16 protein-coding genes and 2 tRNA genes are annotated in these 17121 nt (G+C 69.2%); 9 read left to right on the forward strand and 9 right to left on the reverse strand.

Annotated features, from left to right (window positions below; translation table 11 throughout):
* Positions 1 to 113 precede the first annotated feature (113 nt).
* Positions 114 to 662 carry a helix-turn-helix domain-containing protein gene (locus tag AY578_RS16420; RefSeq protein ID WP_019526636.1) on the reverse strand — a complete coding sequence of 183 codons (549 nt, stop codon included), beginning with the start codon at positions 660 to 662 and terminating at the stop codon, positions 114 to 116.
* Between the two features lie 182 nt (positions 663 to 844).
* Between AY578_RS16420 and AY578_RS16425 the strand changes: the two genes are divergently transcribed.
* A tRNA-Ala gene (locus AY578_RS16425) sits at positions 845 to 917 on the forward strand.
* Positions 918 to 1058: 141 nt separating this feature from the next.
* Here AY578_RS16425 and AY578_RS16430 read toward each other — a convergent pair.
* Positions 1059 to 1778 carry a DUF5324 family protein gene (locus tag AY578_RS16430; protein WP_019526635.1) on the reverse strand — a complete coding sequence of 240 codons (720 nt, stop codon included), beginning with the start codon at positions 1776 to 1778 and terminating at the stop codon, positions 1059 to 1061.
* Positions 1779 to 2114: 336 nt separating this feature from the next.
* On the opposite strand from AY578_RS16430, the gene AY578_RS16435 reads away from it, so the two are divergent.
* Positions 2115 to 2642, forward strand: a complete 528-nt coding sequence (locus tag AY578_RS16435) for a peptidylprolyl isomerase (protein WP_258902877.1) — start codon at positions 2115 to 2117, stop codon at positions 2640 to 2642.
* Between the two features lie 104 nt (positions 2643 to 2746).
* A complete protein-coding gene (locus tag AY578_RS16440; RefSeq protein ID WP_136238698.1) occupies positions 2747 to 3634 on the forward strand; it encodes a rhomboid family intramembrane serine protease in 888 nt (295 codons plus the stop codon).
* Positions 3635 to 3934: 300 nt separating this feature from the next.
* Here AY578_RS16440 and crgA read toward each other — a convergent pair whose 3' ends face one another.
* Positions 3935 to 4189 carry a cell division protein CrgA gene (crgA, locus tag AY578_RS16445; protein WP_006134093.1) on the reverse strand — a complete coding sequence of 85 codons (255 nt, stop codon included), beginning with the start codon at positions 4187 to 4189 and terminating at the stop codon, positions 3935 to 3937.
* A 140-nt stretch (positions 4190 to 4329) separates the two neighbouring features.
* Between crgA and AY578_RS16450 the strand changes: the two genes are divergently transcribed.
* The 5 genes from AY578_RS16450 (at position 4330) to AY578_RS16470 (ending at position 8011) form a co-directional block, all read left to right on the forward strand.
* Complete coding sequence (locus AY578_RS16450; protein WP_037779187.1) at positions 4330 to 5112, forward strand: DUF881 domain-containing protein; 783 nt, start codon at positions 4330 to 4332, stop codon at positions 5110 to 5112.
* A gap of 209 nt (positions 5113 to 5321) precedes the next feature.
* Positions 5322 to 5483 carry a hypothetical protein gene (locus AY578_RS16455; RefSeq protein ID WP_156700673.1) on the forward strand — a complete coding sequence of 54 codons (162 nt, stop codon included), beginning with the start codon at positions 5322 to 5324 and terminating at the stop codon, positions 5481 to 5483.
* Positions 5480 to 6118, forward strand: a complete 639-nt coding sequence (locus AY578_RS16460; RefSeq protein WP_019526630.1) for an aminodeoxychorismate/anthranilate synthase component II — start codon at positions 5480 to 5482, stop codon at positions 6116 to 6118. Before AY578_RS16455 ends, AY578_RS16460 begins: the two co-directional genes overlap by 4 nt.
* Complete coding sequence (locus AY578_RS16465) at positions 6115 to 7239, forward strand: class E sortase (RefSeq protein ID WP_028960841.1); 1125 nt, start codon at positions 6115 to 6117, stop codon at positions 7237 to 7239. The genes AY578_RS16460 and AY578_RS16465 overlap by 4 nt, the downstream gene beginning before the upstream one ends.
* 13 nt (positions 7240 to 7252) lie before the next feature.
* Positions 7253 to 8011 carry a class E sortase gene (locus AY578_RS16470; RefSeq protein WP_028960840.1) on the forward strand — a complete coding sequence of 253 codons (759 nt, stop codon included), beginning with the start codon at positions 7253 to 7255 and terminating at the stop codon, positions 8009 to 8011.
* A gap of 88 nt (positions 8012 to 8099) precedes the next feature.
* On the opposite strand, the gene pknB is transcribed toward AY578_RS16470, so the two are convergent.
* The 6 genes from pknB to AY578_RS16500 all read right to left on the reverse strand — a co-directional run bounded on the left by pknB (position 8100) and on the right by AY578_RS16500 (position 16215).
* Positions 8100 to 10067, reverse strand: coding sequence for a Stk1 family PASTA domain-containing Ser/Thr kinase (pknB, locus tag AY578_RS16475; protein WP_136238699.1), 1968 nt, complete (start codon positions 10065 to 10067; stop codon positions 8100 to 8102).
* 169 nt (positions 10068 to 10236) lie between these two features.
* Positions 10237 to 11712: a penicillin-binding transpeptidase domain-containing protein gene (locus tag AY578_RS16480; RefSeq protein ID WP_019526626.1), complete on the reverse strand. Its 1476-nt coding sequence runs from the start codon at positions 11710 to 11712 to the stop codon at positions 10237 to 10239.
* Positions 11709 to 13157, reverse strand: coding sequence for an FtsW/RodA/SpoVE family cell cycle protein (locus AY578_RS16485; protein ID WP_019526625.1), 1449 nt, complete (start codon positions 13155 to 13157; stop codon positions 11709 to 11711). The genes AY578_RS16480 and AY578_RS16485 overlap by 4 nt, the downstream gene beginning before the upstream one ends.
* 27 nt (positions 13158 to 13184) lie before the next feature.
* Positions 13185 to 14726: a Stp1/IreP family PP2C-type Ser/Thr phosphatase gene (locus AY578_RS16490; RefSeq protein WP_037954065.1), complete on the reverse strand. Its 1542-nt coding sequence runs from the start codon at positions 14724 to 14726 to the stop codon at positions 13185 to 13187.
* Positions 14727 to 14858: 132 nt separating this feature from the next.
* The gene (locus AY578_RS16495) at positions 14859 to 15365 is read right to left on the reverse strand and encodes an FHA domain-containing protein FhaB/FipA (protein WP_019526623.1); all 507 of its coding nucleotides are present in this window, start codon (positions 15363 to 15365) and stop codon (positions 14859 to 14861) included.
* Positions 15366 to 15375: 10 nt separating this feature from the next.
* Complete coding sequence (locus AY578_RS16500; protein ID WP_019526622.1) at positions 15376 to 16215, reverse strand: FHA domain-containing protein; 840 nt, start codon at positions 16213 to 16215, stop codon at positions 15376 to 15378.
* A gap of 576 nt (positions 16216 to 16791) precedes the next feature.
* On the opposite strand from AY578_RS16500, the gene AY578_RS16505 reads away from it, so the two are divergent.
* Positions 16792 to 16875 (forward strand) — tRNA-Leu (locus AY578_RS16505).
* Positions 16876 to 17121 lie beyond the last annotated feature (246 nt).

The following is a 17121-nucleotide window of genomic DNA, read 5'->3' on the forward strand; positions in this document are numbered from 1 at the left end:
GTCCCCCTGTCTCTCCCCCACGACGAGCGATACGACTCCCCCCGTGCCCCGGTGTTCCCCCGGCCCCCACGTGTCACCGGCGGCCGAACCCCCTTCGGCCGCCGGGCGGTGCATCAGCTCTGGTGCGCCTGGTAGTGCGTGACCGCGTCGGCCGTGCGGCCGGCTCCGTAGACCCGGAGGAACTCCGCCAGCTCCGGATGGGTGGGGGCGAGGGAGTCCGCGGCGTCGAGGATGTCGCCGGCGGCGGCCACCGAGCGCAGCAGGGACTGGATCTCGCGGACCACGCGCTTGACCGTGGGAGCACCTGAACTGCTCGTGGTCTGCGTGGTGTTGGTGAGGACGGAGCCCCCCTGGGACTTCTTGATCTCCTCCATGCGCTCCGTCGCCTCGGCCGCGCTGACGCTGCCGTCCGCGACCTGCCCCGCCAGGTCCTGGAGCAGCTGCACGCGCTGGACCACCGCCGGATTACCGATCTTCGCCCGCTGGCCGCTCATCAGCTGCGACAGCATCGGAGCGGACAGTCCGAGCACCCCCGCCAGACGGGCCTGGTTGAGGCCCAGGTCGTCTATGAGCCTACGGAAGAGCGCCCCCAGCGGCTCCCCGTACCAATTCCGCTGCAGTTCCCGCGCTCTGGCGGTGGCTTCCTGCTGTGCGGCGTCCATTGCGTCTCCCCATCGCTTCCCCATGAACCGTGGCTTCGCTAGAGCGAACCACGCCACGCATCTTACGGAGAGTGGTTGGTCACGGGGACCCCCAATCTTTTTGCGGAATCCCCGGGGGGACCCGGTACTCTGGTCCCGGACGCCTGCCGGGATCTGTTCTCCCTGGTGGACGCATTCCCTCCGGGGCCTTAGCTCAGTTGGTAGAGCGCTGTCTTTGCATGGCAGATGTCAGGGGTTCGACTCCCCTAGGCTCCACGGAAAAGACCCCTCCACCTGCGGAAACGCGGTGTGAGGGGTCTTGTTTCACGTGAAACGACGCGGCGGGACAGAGGGTCAATCTCTCTGTCCCGCCGTGTCGTTCGCGCTGTTCCTCGTGGAGACGGTGAGCTTCCGCGGTCACTCCTCGTCGCGCTTGGCGGCCTCTTCCTCGGCCTCCTTGGCCGCGACCTCGGGGTCCAGGGAGGACCCCGCGTCGCTGCCGTCCACGGAGGTCAGGGTCGAGCCGGACACGTCCGTCGCGGCCGGCGGTTCCACCAGCCAGTCGGGGTTGGCCTGCTTGTCCCACCACTTCCACGCGGCGTAGGCGCCTCCTGCGACGGCGCCCAGGATCAAGACGACCTTGGCCGCACGGCCGGCCGCGGCCCTCCGCTGCTGCTTGCGCACGAGCTTCTGGATCTGCCGGGCCGTGACCTGGCCCCGCAGAGCCGCGAGCGCGGCCGCGCTCCTGGCCGCGGCCTCCTCCCGCGCGGGTCCGGCGGCGGCCACCGCCTGTTCGAGCACCGGCCGGGAGTACTCCGCGGCCTGGCGCGCGGCGAGGCGCGTGCGGACGGCGGCCTGATGGGCGGCCTTGTCGACCTTCGGCGGCACGTGGGTCCGGGCCTGTTCCAGATACGGCTGCACACGGGCGTCGTACTGCACACGGGCCTGTTCCGCGGCCACGCGTGCCTGCTCCGCGGCCTGCGACACCTTGGGCGCGAGCCGTACGCGGGCCTCCTGTGCGTAGTGCGCGGCCCTGACCTTGGCCGTGTCGGCGTAGGGCGCCACCACTTCCGCGGCGTGCAGCACGCTGTCCTTCGCCGAACCGGTCGCGGCGCGCACGCTGTCGATGCGGGTCACGAGTTCCTCCTCCTCGGTGGCGTACGGTAATTCGACTTTCCACCCTTTTCCGGATCATGCCTGCCGGGTCGGCGCGCGGCATGCGTGGACGGGCGAACGGGTGCCGTCCCGGTGGCCGACGGCGGTAGCGAGGGCAAGGGGGGCGAATGCGGTGTAACGGGTGCTTGTCGCCGACGATGCCACGGATCGGCATGATGTGCCCCCGGCACGGCAGGGCTCGTGGCGGTTTCCGCAAGGGGTACGGCCCGGGACACCCCTGTGTGCCGAGGCCGGGCGACTGCGCGGCCGGTCCGTGCGAGGATCAGGGAGTCACGGAAAGACAACGGAAGGCACATCGTGGCTACGCAGCTCTACGCCACCCTGAAGACCAATCACGGCGACATCCAGGTCCAGCTCTTCCCGGACCAGGCGCCGCAGACGGTCAAGAACTTCGTCGAGCTCGCCAAGGGCGAGCGGGAGTGGACCAACCCCAAGACGGGGCAGAAGACCACGGACAAGCTCTACGACGGCACGGTCTTCCACCGGGTGATCAGCGGTTTCATGATCCAGGGCGGTGACCCGCTGGGCAACGGCACCGGTGGCCCCGGCTACCAGTTCGGGGACGAGTTCCACCCGGACCTGCGCTTCGACAAGCCCTACCTGCTGGCCATGGCCAACGCGGGCCCGGGCACCAACGGCTCGCAGTTCTTCATCACGGTCTCTCCGACGGCCTGGCTGAACCGCAAGCACACGATCTTCGGCGAGGTGGCCAACACCGCCAGCCAGAAGGTCGTCGACACCATCGCCTCGATCCAGACCAACCCGCGCACCGACCGTCCGGTGAACGACGTGGTCATCGAGTCGGTCGAGATCCACGAGGGCTGAGCCTTCGCTCCCCGGGGTGCGAAAGCCTCCAAGGGAACCAATCGCCCCGCTCATCCGTAAGGATGGGCGGGGCGGGGCTTTTCCAACGACCTAGGGGATCTCTCATGGACGACCAGGCCGCCGGCGGCCGGCAGGACGCCCAGCGCGTCCCCGGCTGTTATCGCCATCCGGACCGCGAGACCGGCGTCCGCTGCACCCGGTGCGAGCGGCCGATCTGCCCGGAGTGCATGGTCGAGGCCTCGGTCGGTTTCCAGTGCCCGGAGTGCGTCCGCGGCGGCGGGGGCACGGGTCACGCGCCGTCCGCCTCCAGGCCCCGTACCCTGGCCGGCGGGACCGTCGCCGGGGATCCCCGTCTGGTGACCAAGATCCTCATCGGGATAAATCTCGCGGTCTTCCTCGCCGTGACGGTCGAGAAGTCGCTGCTGGCCGATCTCTACCTGGTGGGCGTCTGGCCGCCGGCGCCGTTCACGCCCACCCAGGGCGTGGCGGACGGTGAGTGGTACCGCCTGGTGACCTCGATGTTCACGCACGAGGAAATCTGGCACATCGGCTTCAACATGCTCAGCCTGTGGCTGCTGGGCGGACCGCTGGAGCAGCATCTGGGCCGGGTGCGCTATCTCGCGCTGTATCTGATCTCCGGTCTGGCGGGCAGCGCCCTGACCTATCTGCTGGCCGGGGGGAGCACGGCGTCGCTCGGCGCGTCGGGCGCGGTTTTCGGGCTGTTCGGCGCGACGGCCGTGCTGATGCGCCGCCTCCGCTACGACATGCGGCCGATCATCGCCCTGCTGGTGATCAACCTCGTCATCACCTTCAGCTGGAGCGGCATCGCCTGGCAGGCCCACATCGGCGGTCTGGCCGCCGGGGTCGTCATCGGCTACGCGATGGTGCACGCCCCGCGGGAGCGACGGGCGCTGGTGCAGTACGGGACCTGTGCGCTGGTCCTTGGCGTGGTCGTGCTGCTCACACTGGTGAGGACCGCGCAGCTCACCTGAGCCGGAGTTTGTCCACAGACGGTGCCGGATCTTGTGCACACGGTGCGAGACGTGTGACCTGGTCGGTCACTGACCGCTGTTTCCGCAGGTCAATGCCGTGCGAACAGGTTTTCGGTTGATGGTGTTTCTGTCACACCGGCGTCAACCTCGAAGAGGGTTATCCACAGATCGGGTCGCCTATCCACATGTGGACAAGGGCTGTGGATAACTCAGGGGATAACCCTGCCCAGAGCTGTGACTTCTCCGGGCAGGGCGGGGCTCAGCGGCCGGCCGGAGCCGTACGCCGAGCCCGGTCCGGCGCTACTTCCACTGCGTGGAGACGCCGAACCCGGCGGCGATGAAGCCGAAGCCCACCACGATGTTCCAGTTGCCCAGCTTGTCGATGGGCAGCGAGCCGTCCGTGACATAGAAGACGACGATCCAGGCCAGGCCGATGAGGAACAGCGCCAGCATCACCGGCGCGACCCAGGCCCGGTTGGTCAGCTTGATCGCGGCCGTCTGCTTGGCCGGAGGCGGCGTGTAGTCGGCCTTCTTGCGGATACGTGACTTCGGCACGAAGGTCTCTCCTGTCGATGCGCTGCGTGGCCGCGCAGGGTCTGGGTCGGGCTCGGGGCAGCGTACAAGGGGACTCTGAGTGCTCCCCCGGGCGTCCGTTAGCGTAGTGCTTCTACGGCGCCGAAGGAGATAAGGGTACGTTGAGCAATTCTGCCGACTCCCCGGGGACGGAATCCAGTCCCGCGGCCCGCCCACGCCGTCTGCGTCCGGTGCGGGTGCTCACCGCGGGCATCTTCGCCCTCGCGGGTCTCCTCTTCTTCGTCAGTTTCGACACGGCCAAGGGCACCAACATCCGCACGGACGCCTCCCTGCTGAAGCTGTCCGACCTGATCCACGAGCGCAGCCGCAAGAACGCCGAACTCGACGAGTCCAACGGCGCGCTGCGCAAGGACATAGAGGCCCTGGCCGAGCGGGACGACGGCAGCACCGAGGCCGAGGACGCCGAACTCGCCGCCCTGGAGGAGCGCGCCGGCACCCAGAAGCTGAAGGGCGAGGCGATCACCGTCACCCTGAACGACGCGCCGCCGGACGCCACGGCCAAGCTCCCCGGCTATCCCGAGCCGCAGCCTGACTACCTGGTCATCCACCAGCAGGACCTCCAGGCCGTGGTGAACGCCATGTGGCAGGGCGGTGCCGAGGGCATCCAGGTCATGGACCAGCGGCTGATCTCCACCAGCGCCGTCCGCTGCGTGGGCAACACCCTGATCCTCCAGGGCCGCGTCTACTCCCCGCCGTACACGATCACCGCGGTCGGGGACCCGGAGAAGCTGAGGAAGGCGCTCGCCTCCTCGCCGGCGATCCAGAACTACATGGTCTACGTCAACGTCTACGGCCTCGGCTGGAAGGTCGAGGACGAGGGGACCACGACCCTGCCCGGCTACTCCGGCACGGTGGACCTGCACTACGCCGAACCCGTGGACTGACACCCGCCGTCCCCCGCCGCGCCGGTTTCACGTGGAACATGCGCCCGGTATCGAGGCGATCGGCCCTACGGCACGTACTCAAGGGTGTGGACAGCGGACCGGTCGGCTTGTCACACAGCCTGTGGAGGCCGGGAAACAGAGGGCGTTGCGCCGTTAGTCTGGTGGCGTACGGCGTGGGTCTGGTGCCGTGGTACGACGGAAGGGACGGCATGTACAGCTGGATCTGGCGGCATCTGCCGGGCAACGGATGGGTGAGGGCACTCATCTCACTCGTGCTGATCACCGTCGTGGTCTACGTCCTCTTCCAGTACGTCTTCCCGTGGGCGGAGCCGTTGCTGCCCTTCAACGATGTGACGGTGGACAACCAGTGAGCGCGCGCATTCTCGTCGTCGACAACTACGACAGCTTCGTCTTCAACCTGGTCCAGTACCTGTACCAGCTGGGCGCCGAGTGCGAGGTCCTGCGCAACGACGAGGTGTCGACCTCGCACGCCCAGGACGGCTTCGACGGCGTGCTGCTGTCCCCCGGTCCCGGCACCCCCGAAGAGGCCGGCGTCTGCGTGGACATGGTGCGGCACTGCGCCGCGACCGGCGTGCCCGTCTTCGGCGTCTGCCTCGGCATGCAGTCGATGCAGGTGGCGTACGGCGGTGTCGTCGGCCGCGCCCCTGAGCTGCTGCACGGCAAGACCTCCCCGGTGACGCACGAGGGCAAGGGCGTCTTCGCCGGGCTGCCCTCCCCGTTCACCGCCACCCGGTACCACTCGCTGGCCGCCGAACCGGCCACCGTCCCGGCCGAGCTGGAGGTCACGGCCCGCACCGAGGACGGCATAGTGATGGGCCTGAGGCACCGTGAACTCGCCGTGGAGGGGGTGCAGTTCCACCCCGAGTCGGTGCTGACGGAGCACGGCCACCGGATGCTGGCCAACTGGCTCGCGGAGTGCGGTGACCCGGACGCTGTGGCGAGGTCCGCCGGGCTCGCCCCGGTGGTGGGCAGGTCCTCGGCGTGACGGCGCTGCGCCCCGAGCGCGAGTCCGGCGCCCACGGGTACGGCGCCGGTGACCAGGGCACCTCGTACGGCGGGCAGCCGTACGAGGCCCAGGGTGCGTACGGGGTCCAGGGTGCGTACGGGGACGGCTGGTACGGCCAGGCGGCGACGCCCGACCCCTACGCGGGCGGCGCCGGGGACGCGACCACGCAGCTTCCGCCGGTCGACGACGAGACCGTCGCGCTGCGCATCCCGGACCCGCCCCCGCGGACGACGCGCGAGGAGGCTCCCCCGACCGGAGGCCGCGCGGCCCGCAGGAAGGCCGCCAGGAAGCGCCATGGACGCCGTGGAGGCTCCCACAAGGCCGGGGACGGGTCGACGGCGGGAAGAGCAGGTGACAGCGCCTCTGAGGGGGCGCCACGGGCTCCGCTGTCCCGGGTCGAGGCGCGCCGCCAGGCACGGGCGCGCAAGCCCGGCCCGGCGGTCATGGCGAGCCGCGCGATCGGCGAGGTGTTCATCACCACCGGCGTGCTGATGCTGCTGTTCGTGACCTACCAGCTGTGGTGGACGAACGTGCGGGCGCAGGCCCAGGCCGGCAAGGAGGCCAGCGACCTCCAGCAGGACTGGGCGAACGGCGAGCGCAAGCCGGGCGCGTTCGAGCCCGGGCAGGGCTTCGCGCTGCTGCACATACCGAAGCTGGACGTGGTCGTGCCGATCGCCGAGGGCACCAGCAGCAAGAAGGTGCTCGACCGGGGCATGGTCGGGCACTACGCGGACGGCGCGCTGAAGACGGCGATGCCGTACGACAGGGCCGGCAACTTCGGTCTGGCGGGGCACCGCAACACGCACGGGGAGCCGTTCCGGTACATCAACCGGCTGCGGCAGGGCGATCCGATCGTCGTGGAGACGCAGGACAAGTACTTCGTCTACAAGACGACGTCGATGCTGCCGGTGACGCCGCCGAGCAACGTCAGCGTCCTCGACCCGGTGCCCAAGGGCTCGGGCTTCACCGGACCGGGCCGCTACATCACGCTGACCACGTGCACACCTGAGTTCACCAGCAAGTACCGCTTGATCGTCTGGGGTCAGATGGTCGAGGAACGGCCGCGCAGCAAGGGCAAGCCGGATGCGCTCGTCAGTTAAGGGCAGAGGAAACGTGGCAGCGACCGCCGACGACACCGCACAGCACACGCACGCGTCCCCGCCTCCCCGGGGGCGCCGCCGTCTGGGGCCGGTGGCCATGGCGATCAGCTTCTTCGGAGAGATGCTGATCACCGCGGGCGTGGTGCTCGGCCTGTTCGTCGTCTACTCGCTGTGGTGGACGAACGTCGTCGCGGACCGCGCGGCGGACCGGCAGGGGGACAAGGTCCGCGACGCGTGGGCGCAGGAGTCCGACGGCGCCGGACGGGACGCGCCCGCCGTCTACGACAGCAAGAACGGCATCGGCTTCCTGCACGTGCCCACGATGAGCGACGACGACATCCTCGTGGAGAAGGGCACGTCGGCGAAGGTCCTCAACGACGGTGTGGCCGGCTACTACACGGACCCCGTGAAGGCGACACTGCCGACGTCCGGCAAGAAGGGCAACTTCGCCCTCGCCGCGCACCGGGACGGCCACGGAGCCAAGTTCCACGGCATCCACAAGATCAAGAAGGGCGACCCGATCGTCTTCGAGACGAAGGACACGTGGTTCGTCTACAAGGTCTACGGCATCCTCCCGGAGACCTCGAAGTACAACGTCGGCGTCCTCGGCAAGGTCCCCGCAGAGTCCGGCCGCGAGAAGGCCGGCCACTACATCACGCTGACGACCTGCACGCCGGTCTACACCAGCAAGTACCGCTACATCGTGTGGGGCGAACTGGTCCGCAAGGAGAAGGTGGACGAGAACCGGACTCCGCCGGAGGAGCTGCGCTGAGCGTCTCCGCTTCTCCGGGACAGCAAGAAGCCCCGGCCCCCTCGGAAGAGGGAGCCGGGGCTTTCGTCGTACTACGGGGACCCGCGGGTCAGCCGAAGATGCCGCCGTTGCCGCCGCCGTTACCGCCGCCGATCGTGAACAGGGTCACTCCGGTGCCCTTGTCCACCTGGCTGTCCTGGGCCGGGTTGGAACCGAACACGCGGGCGTTGGGGTCGTTGGGGCCCTGCACACCGGCGACGGAGAGTCCCGCCTCCGAGAGCATCCGCTGGGCGTCCTCGAGCCGCTGGCCGTTGACCTTGGGCACGGCTACCTTCTCGGCTTCCTTCGCCTTGCCGATGAAGATCTGGACCTGGGTGCCCTTGGAGACCTGGGTGTTCGCAGCAATCGAGGTGCGGATGACCCTGTCGACCAGGTTCGGGTCGTCGGTCGGCTCCTGGACACAGGTGCCGGTGAGGTTGTTCGCCGTCATCTGGGCCGTGGCCTCGTCACACGTCTTGCCCGTGACGTCCGGCACCGTGACCTTCTCCTCCGCCTTCGCGACCGTGAGGGTGACGGTGGTGCCCTTCTCCACCTCTTCGCCGAGGTCCGGGTCCTGGTCGATGACCGTCCCCGGCTCCTCGCCGCTGACCTCTTCCTTGACCTCGACGACGAACTGGTACTTGTCACCCTCGAGTTCGGCCTTGGCGTCCTCGATCTTGTCGCCGACCACACTCGGCACCGCGACCTTGGGCGCACCGGTGGAGACGACCAGGCTGATGGTGTCGCCCTTCTCCACCTTGGTCCCCGCCTTGGGGTCCTGGTCGCAGATGTTGCCCTTGACCTGGTCCTCGCAGGGCTTGTCCGTGAAGCTCAGCTTCAAGTCGGTGTTGGCGGCGAGTTTTTGCGCGTTCGCCTTCGTCTCGCCGACGAAGTTGGGGGCCGCGACGGTGGTGTTGTCCACACCGCCGCCGCTGATCGCCCACCGGCCGATCAGGATGGCGCCGATCAGGACCAGGACACCGGCCACGACCAGCAATATCGTGCTGGTGTTGTTCTTCTTCTGCGGGCGGCGCCGGCTCTGGCGTTCGTCGTAGCCGTAGCCGCCGTCGTCCGGGTTCATGGGCGGCAGCATCGAGGTGGCGCCCGCGCCGGAATCCGCGCGCAGCGCCGTCGTCGGTTGGTCGTCCGGGTAGCCGCCGTAGCCGGCGGCGCCCATGGCGGCGGTCGCCGCGACCGGCTGGCCGTCGAGGCAGGCCTCGATGTCGGCGCGCATCTCGTCGGCCGACTGGTAGCGGTAGTCGGGGTCCTTGGTCAGCGCCTTCAGCACGATCGCGTCCATCTCGGGCGTGATCTCGGGGTCGAAGACGCTCGGCGGCTGCGGCTCCTCCCGCACGTGCTGGTAGGCGACCGCGACCGGGGAGTCGCCGACGAACGGCGGCCGCACGGTGAGCAGTTCGTACAGCAGGCAGCCGGTGGAGTACAGGTCGGACCGCGCGTCGACCTGCTCGCCCTTGGCCTGCTCCGGGGAGAGGTACTGGGCGGTGCCGATGACGGCGGCGGTCTGGGTCATCGTCATGCCGGAGTCGCCCATGGCGCGGGCGATGCCGAAGTCCATGACCTTGACCTGGCCGTTGCGCGTCAGCATGACGTTCGCGGGCTTGATGTCGCGGTGGACGATGCCGGCCCGGTGCGAGTACTCGAGCGCCTGGAGGATGCCGATGGTCATCTCCAGCGTGCGCTCCGGCAGCAGCTTCCGACCGCTGTGCAGCAGCTCACGGAGCGTGGAGCCGTCGACGTACTCCATGACGATGTACGGGATGGAGACCCCGTCGATGTAGTCCTCGCCCGTGTCGTAGACCGCGACGATCGCGGGATGGTTGAGCGAGGCGGCCGACTGGGCCTCCCGGCGGAACCGGGCCTGGAAGGACGGGTCACGCGCCAGATCGGCGCGCAGCGTCTTCACTGCCACGGTGCGGCCGAGCCGGGTGTCGTGCGCGAGGTAGACCTCCGCCATTCCACCGCGACCGAGCACCTGGCCCAGTTCGTACCGGCCGCCGAGGCGACGCGGCTCTTCCATAGCTACCTACCAGCCCTCTCCGTCGGTCCCGACCGGCACCCTTGTGCGATCGGAGGCTGCGTTCCGGGCCTACCGTACCCGGCTCTTTTTCTGTGCCCTGGCAAAGTGCGTCAGCCGATACAGGACCGGTACCGCAACGTGCACCGATGTGAAGCAGACGTGACCGGGGTCACTGCTTGCTCTTGAGGACCGCCTCCATCACGCTCTTCGCGATCGGCGCCGCGAGACCGCCACCGGAGATGTCGTCCCGGACCGCGTTCTCGTCCTCGACCACGACCGCCACGGCGACGGGCGCGCTGCCGTCGTCGGTCTTGGCGTAGGAGATGAACCACGCGTAGGGGTTCTTGCTGTTGTTCTCACCGTGCTGGGCGGTACCGGTCTTGCCGCCGACCGTGACGCCGTCGATCTTGGCGTTGGTGCCGGTGCCGTCGTTGACGACCGTCTCCATCATCGACTGGAGGATCTGGGCGTTCTCCGGCGAGACCGGCTCGCTCAGCTTCTCCGGGTCGGTCTTCTCGATGGTGTCCAGGCCGGGGGTCTGCAGCTCGTCGACCATGTACGGCTTCATCAGCGTGCCGTTGTTGGCGACGGCGGCGGCGACCATGGCCATCTGCAGCGGGGTCGCCGCGGTGTTGTACTGGCCGATGGAGGACAGGGCGACCTGCGACGGCTCCATGTCCTTGTCGAACAGGGAGGCGCTGGAGCGTACCGGCGTGAAGTGCTCCTCGCCGAAGCCGAACTTCTTCGCCGTCTCCAGCATCTTGTCGTTGCCGAGGTCGGTGCCGAGCTTGCCGAAGACGGTGTTGCAGGACACGCGCAGCGCCTCGCGGAGCGTGGCGTCCTCGCAGGGCAGGTTGCCCTCGTTCTTCAGCTCGGTCGTGGTGCCCTCCATGATGTAGGGCAGCGGGGTGTCGGTCTTCGTGTCCGCGTCCTCGACCAGGCCGTGCTCCAGCGCGGCGGCCGCCGTGACGACCTTGAAGGTCGAGCCGGGCGGGTACACCTCACGGAGCGCCCGGTTCAGCATCGGGTCGTCCGGGTTGTTCGTCTTCTGCAGCTTCTCCCACGCCTTGGAGTCCGTCTCGAGGCTGTTGCCCGCGATCGTGGACGGGTCGTACGACGGGTAGGAGGCCAGCGCGAGGATCTTGCCGGTGGACGGCTCCAGGGCGACGACGGAACCCTTGGCGCCCTGCTTCTTCAGGCCGTTGTAGGCGGCCTTCTGGGCGGCGCCGCTGAGCGTGGTGACGACGTTGCCGCCCTGCTTGTTCTTGCCGGTCAGCATGTCGAGCGTGTTGCGGAAGAAGAGCCGGTCGTCGTTGCCGGTGAGGATGCCGTCCTCGATGGCCTCGAGCTGGGTGGCGCCGAAGGCCTGGGAGACGTAGCCGGTGACCGGCGCCCACATGGCGCCGTCCTTGTAGGTCCGCTTGTACGCGAAGTCGCCGCCGGTCGCCTTGTGGCCCGTGATGGGCTCGCCGTCGACGATGATGTCGCCGCGCGGGGTGGCGTACCGCTCGATGGCCACCCGGCGGTTCTTCTCGTCCGTCCGGAGCTTGTCGGCCTGGGCGTACTGGATCCAGTTGTTCCTGACGAGCAGGGCGAGCATGAGCAGGCCGCAGAAGATGGCGACCCGGCGCAGGGGCTTGTTCACGGGCGGACCACCTGGGTCATCTCGGCGTCGGGGTTGGACACGGGTGCGGGCGCCGGACGGCGGGCGGTGTCGCTGATCCTGAGCAGGATGCCGATCAGGGCCCAGTTGGCGATCACGGAGGAACCGCCGTAGGCCAGGAAGGGCATCGTCATACCGGTCAGCGGGATGAGGCCCATGACACCGCCGGCCACCACGAAGACCTGGAGCGCGAAGGCGCCGGAGAGGCCGATGGCGAGCAGCTTGCCGAACGGGTCGCGGGCGGCGAGCGCGGTCCGCACGCCCCGCTCCACGATCAGCGCGTAGAGCAGCAGCAGCGCCATGACGCCGGCCAGGCCCAGCTCCTCGCCGAAGGTGGCGAGGATGAAGTCGGAGTTGGCGGCGAAGCCGATGAGGTCGGAGTGGCCCTGGCCCCAGCCGGAGCCGAGCGTGCCGCCGGAGCCGAAGGCCCACAGCGCCTGCATGGCCTGCTCGGAGTGGACGATGCCGTCCTGGACCCCGGCGCGGCTGAGGTCGAACTCGTGCTCGGGGTTGAGCCACGCCTGCACACGCGTCTGGATGTGCGGCTCGAAGCTCGCCACGCCGACGGCGCCGACCGCGGACATCAGCAGACCGAACACGATCCAGCTCGTCCGCTCGGTGGCGACGTACAGCATGATCACGAACATGCCGAAGAACAGCAGCGAGGTGCCGAGGTCGGTCTCGAAGACCAGGATCAGGATGGAGATGATCCAGACCACGATGATCGGGCCGAGGTCACGGCCGCGGGGCAGGTAGAGGCCCATGAAGCGGCGGCTGGCGAGCGCCAGCGCGTCGCGCTTCACCATCAGGTAGCCCGCGAAGAACACCGCGAGCACGATCTTGGCGAACTCACCGGGCTGCAGCGTGCCGAGACCGGGGATCTTGATCCAGATCCGCGCGCCGAAGACGTTGTGGCCGATGCCCGGGACGAGCGGCAGGATCAGCAGCACCAGCGCGCCGGCCATCGAGATGTAGGTGTAGCGCTGCAGGACGCGGTGGTCCTTGAGGAAGAACAGCACGGCGACGAAGAAGGCCACGCCGATCGCCGAGTACATCAGCTGGCGCGGCGCCGCCTCCACGAAGGTGCGGCTCGCCTGGAGCTTCTCGGACTGGTCCAGGCGCCAGATGGCGACCAGTCCCAGGCCGTTGAGCAGTGTGGCCAGCGGCAGCAGCAGCGGGTCCGCGTACGGCGCGAACTTGCGCACGGCGAGGTGGCCGAGCCCCGCCATCAGACCGAGGCCCAGGCCGTAGCTCAGCAGCCCGGCGGGCACCTGGTCGTCGAGGGCGAGACCCACGTTGGCGTAGGCGAAGACCGGGATGACGACGGCGAACACCAGCAGCGCCAGCTCGGTGTTGCGGCGGCTGGGCGCGCCGATGGCACCGATCGTGGACGTGTGCTGCGTCGACGGGTTGGAAGTACTGCTCATCGTGTGACAGGGCCTCTCACGGCTTGCCTACTGCTTACCGCACAGCGAGACGACCTTCTGCTCTTCCTCCGAGAGGCTGGGGCCGGGGCTGGTAGTGGGTGCGGTCGTGGACGGGGTCGTGGACTGCTCCGGGTCAGGGGCCTTCGCCGGGCCGGAAGGGTTCGGCGACGGCGATGCCTTGGACGCGAAGGAGGCGGGAGTGGTTCCCGTGGTGCCTCCGGCCTCGCCCTCGCCGGTGCGCGCGCTCTTCTCGCTGTCGACGGCGCGCCGCTCGGCCTGCTTCTTGCACGCGGAGGCCTGGACGGCCAGTTCCTCGATCTTCTCCCGCGCGCCGTAGAGATCGCCCTCGACGATGGTCGCCTCGACCTGCTTGCGCTGGTACGGCGGCAGGTACTTGAGTTCGATCTCGGGGTGGTCCTTCTCGATCTTCGAGAGTGACACCCAGGCCAGGTCCTGGTTGATGCCCCGGTACAGCGCGACGTGCTCGCCCTTGGCGCCGACGTAGTACTGCGTCTGCGTCCAGCGCCATCCGCCGTACAGACCGGCGCCGATGACGGCAAGCGCGAGGAGGCTGTACACGGACCTCTTGATCCACCGGCGGTTCCTGGCGGGCTTGACGAAGTCGTCGTCGCCGTAGCCGAAGCCGTCGGTCTGGATGAAACCGGTGACGTCGCCGCTGCCGGGCGGGCCGAACTCGCCGCCCCCGCCGCGCCGCCGCCCAAGGCCGGAGGCACGGCCCGCGGGCGTCTGCATGATGCCGTTGTCGTGCAGCTGGTTCTGGTTCTCCGCGACGGCTCCGACCACGACCGGGGTGTCGGACAGCTGACCGGCCAGGGTGTCCCCGGTGTCCAGGTCGAGCACGTCGGCGACGATCACGGTGATGTTGTCGGGCCCGCCGCCGCGCAGCGCCAGCTCGATCAGGTTCTGGACCGTCTCCTCGGGGCCCTGGTAGCTGGCCAGGGCCTCTTCGAGGGTCTGGTGGGAGACCACGCCGGACAGGCCGTCGGAGCAGATCAGGTAGCGGTCGCCGGCCCGGACCTCACGGATGGAGAGGTCGGGTTCGACGTGCTCGCCGCTGCCCAGGGCCCGCATCAGCAGGGACCGCTGCGGGTGGGTGGTGGCTTCCTCCTCGGTGATCCGGCCCTCGTCCACCAGTCGCTGCACCCAGGTGTGGTCCTGGGTGATCTGGGTGAGGACGCCGTCGCGCAGGAGGTAGGCGCGGGAGTCGCCGACGTGCACCATGCCCAGGCGCTGGCCGGTCCACAGCAGCGCGGTCAGGGTGGTGCCCATGCCCTCGAGCTGGGGGTCCTCCTCGACCATCATGCGCAGCTGGTCGTTGGCCCGCTGGACGGCCGTGCCGAGGGAGGTGAGCAGGTCGGAGCCGGGCACGTCGTCGTCGAGGGCGACGATGGTGGAGATCGCCTCGGAAGAGGCGACCTCACCGGCGGCGGCGCCGCCCATGCCGTCGGCGATGGCGAGCAGGCGGGGACCGGCGTAACCGGAGTCCTCGTTGCCCTCCCGGATCATGCCCTTGTGCGATCCGGCGGCGAAGCGCAGGGACAGACTCATGCGCACCTCGCCCGTCGGCTCCGGGTACAGCCGGTCGTGTCGAGCCACACTGCCCACCCTCCGGTCGGGAGCGCGCCGGGACCCTGGGTGAGGACCCCCACTGCGTGCTCGCTCCGCTCGCTCATTCTCGTACTACTTCCGCAGCTCGATGACGGTCTTGCCGATGCGGATCGGTGCGCCCAGCGAAATCGGTGTGGGGGTCGTCAGCCGGGTCCGGTCCAGGTAGGTGCCGTTGGTGGAGCCCAGGTCCTCGACGATCCACTGACCGTCGCGGTCCGGGTAGATCCTGGCATGGCGGCTGGAGGCGTAGTCGTCGTCCAGCACGATCGTGCTGTCGTGCGCCCGGCCCAGGGTGATGGTCTGGCCCTGGAGCGCGACGGTGGTGCCGGTCAGGGTGCCCTCGGTCACGACCAGCTTGGTGGGGGTGTTGCGGCCGCGGCGGCCGCCGGCGGACTGCTGGCGCTGCTGGGGAGGCGCCTGGCGGGCCGCCTGCTGGCGGCCGGCCTCGCGCCGGGATCCGCGCTGGGTGACGCGAGTGCCGAACAGGTCACTCCGGATGACCTGCACGGCCACGATCACGAACAGCCACAGAACGGCCAGGAAACCCAGCCGCATGACCGTGAGGGTCAGCTCTGACATTGCCCCCGCTTCACCCTTCGGCTTGCCTATAGATAACGGTGGTGCTGCCCACGACGATCCGCGAGCCGTCGCGGAGCGTAGCGCGGGTGGTGTGCTGCCCGTCCACCACGATGCCGTTGGTGGAGCCGAGATCCTGGATCGTCGAGGGCGTTCCGGTCCGGATCTCGCAGTGCCGGCGGGAGACGCCGGGATCGTCGATCCGCACGTCGGCCTCGGTGCTGCGGCCCATCACCAGGGTGGGGCGGGAGATCTGGTGGCGCGTGCCGTTGATCTCGATCCAGTAGCGGGTGCGTCCGCCGGGCACCGGGCCGGGGGCCGCGGCCGGCGGGTAGCCGTAGCCACCGGGGCGGCCGGGCGGCGGCGCGGCGGGCATGGGCGGGACGCCCGCGGGGGCGGCCGGCGGGTAGCCGTAGCCTCCGGGACGGGCGGCGGGCGGGGCCGCAGGGGCCGCGCCGGGGGCCGCCGCCTGGCTGGCGGAGGAGGCGAGGGTGCGGCTGCGCACCCGGTACAGGCCGGTGTCGAGGTCCTCGGCCTTCTCCAGGTGCACCTTGATCGGGCCCATGAACGTGTAGCGCTGCTGCTTGGCGTAGTCGCGGACCATGCCCGCGAGCTCGTCGCCGAGCTGCCCGGAGTACGGGCTCAGCCGCTCGAAGTCCGGTGTGCTCAGTTCCACGATGAAGTCGTTGGGTACGACGGTGCGGTCGCGGTTCCAGATGGTGGCGTTGTTGTCGCACTCCCGCTGGAGCGCTCCGGCGATCTCGACGGGCTGGACCTCGGACTTGAACACCTTGGCGAAGGTGCCGTTCACCAGACCTTCGAGACGCTGCTCGAACTTCTTCAGGACTCCCATGGGGCACCTCCTCCGTCGCTGCCGTCCTGTGTACTGCCCCGTGCACCGATGTGTGCACCGCTTACCTGGTACTGCTTACTGATCGTATCCACGCGCCGCCCGATCGGCTGGTTCCCCCTGTCCGCCCGGCCGCCGGGTGTCGACGCCTGACGAAGTTCCCTCCGAGGCTCCTCTTCGAACTCCGCCGGCCGTGGTGGTGCCCGTCGTTCTGCCATGGATCGTAGAGGGGGCCACAGACCAGTGTCCCGCACCCGGAGGCGGACTCGGTCCGCCTCCTGGGGAGACGGACGCCACCGGTACGAGGTTGATACGTGAAGCGGTCATGACCGCGACAGAACGAGCGTGCGGGTCGCCGCTGTGAACGGCGGCGGGTCCGGGCGGAGTCCGTCCCGGCCGGCGGGCGGGGTGCCATGGGCAGGTGTGAACGGGACGCCTCGTGAGGGCCGTGGCGGCGTCGTCGCCGGTCGGAGGCGGTCCCCGGAGAAGGGATGTGAATCCACCCCGGCCAGCGTGCTAATGTTCTCGATGTCGGAAGGCGCCAGGCCCACGGGGCAAGGACCGGAAGACACACCCAATGCGCGGGTGGCGGAATAGGCAGACGCGCTGGATTCAGGTTCCAGTGCCCGAAAGGGCGTGGGGGTTCAACTCCCCCCTCGCGCACACCGTCGAAACGGGCGGCATCCATCGGATGCCGCCCGTTTCGCGTGTCCGAGCTCACCGTGCGGCGGGTGCGCGTGTGAGGAACATCTCATGATCCAATTGCCTGCGCGGGGGCGGTGCAGGGGCGGCAAGAGGGGTGAACCCCGGTCGTAACGGACCGGGGGCGGGGTGGGGTTCGGGCTGCGGGTGATCGGGCGTGGTCGAACGGGCGGTCGGTTGAAGGGGTGTTGTCGTCGCGTCCGGCTG

The organism is Streptomyces thermocarboxydus, from assembly GCF_024760485.1.
Taxonomy (GTDB): Bacteria; Actinomycetota; Actinomycetes; order Streptomycetales; family Streptomycetaceae; genus Streptomyces; species Streptomyces cellulosae.

Excerpts from the sequence above, each read along its gene's own strand:
- AY578_RS16420 (WP_019526636.1), bottom strand. The coding sequence starts at position 662 with ATGGACGCCGCACAGCAGGAAGCCACCGCCAGAGCGCGGGAACTGCAG.
- AY578_RS16455 (WP_156700673.1), top strand. The coding sequence starts at position 5,322 with ATGTACAGCTGGATCTGGCGGCATCTGCCGGGCAACGGATGGGTGAGG.
- AY578_RS16495 (WP_019526623.1), bottom strand. The coding sequence starts at position 15,365 with ATGTCAGAGCTGACCCTCACGGTCATGCGGCTGGGTTTCCTGGCCGTT.
- AY578_RS16440 (WP_136238698.1), top strand. The coding sequence starts at position 2,747 with ATGGACGACCAGGCCGCCGGCGGCCGGCAGGACGCCCAGCGCGTCCCC.
- pknB (WP_136238699.1), bottom strand. The coding sequence starts at position 10,067 with ATGGAAGAGCCGCGTCGCCTCGGCGGCCGGTACGAACTGGGCCAGGTG.
- AY578_RS16485 (WP_019526625.1), bottom strand. The coding sequence starts at position 13,157 with ATGAGCAGTACTTCCAACCCGTCGACGCAGCACACGTCCACGATCGGT.
- AY578_RS16500 (WP_019526622.1), bottom strand. The coding sequence starts at position 16,215 with ATGGGAGTCCTGAAGAAGTTCGAGCAGCGTCTCGAAGGTCTGGTGAAC.
- AY578_RS16490 (WP_037954065.1), bottom strand. The coding sequence starts at position 14,726 with ATGAGTCTGTCCCTGCGCTTCGCCGCCGGATCGCACAAGGGCATGATC.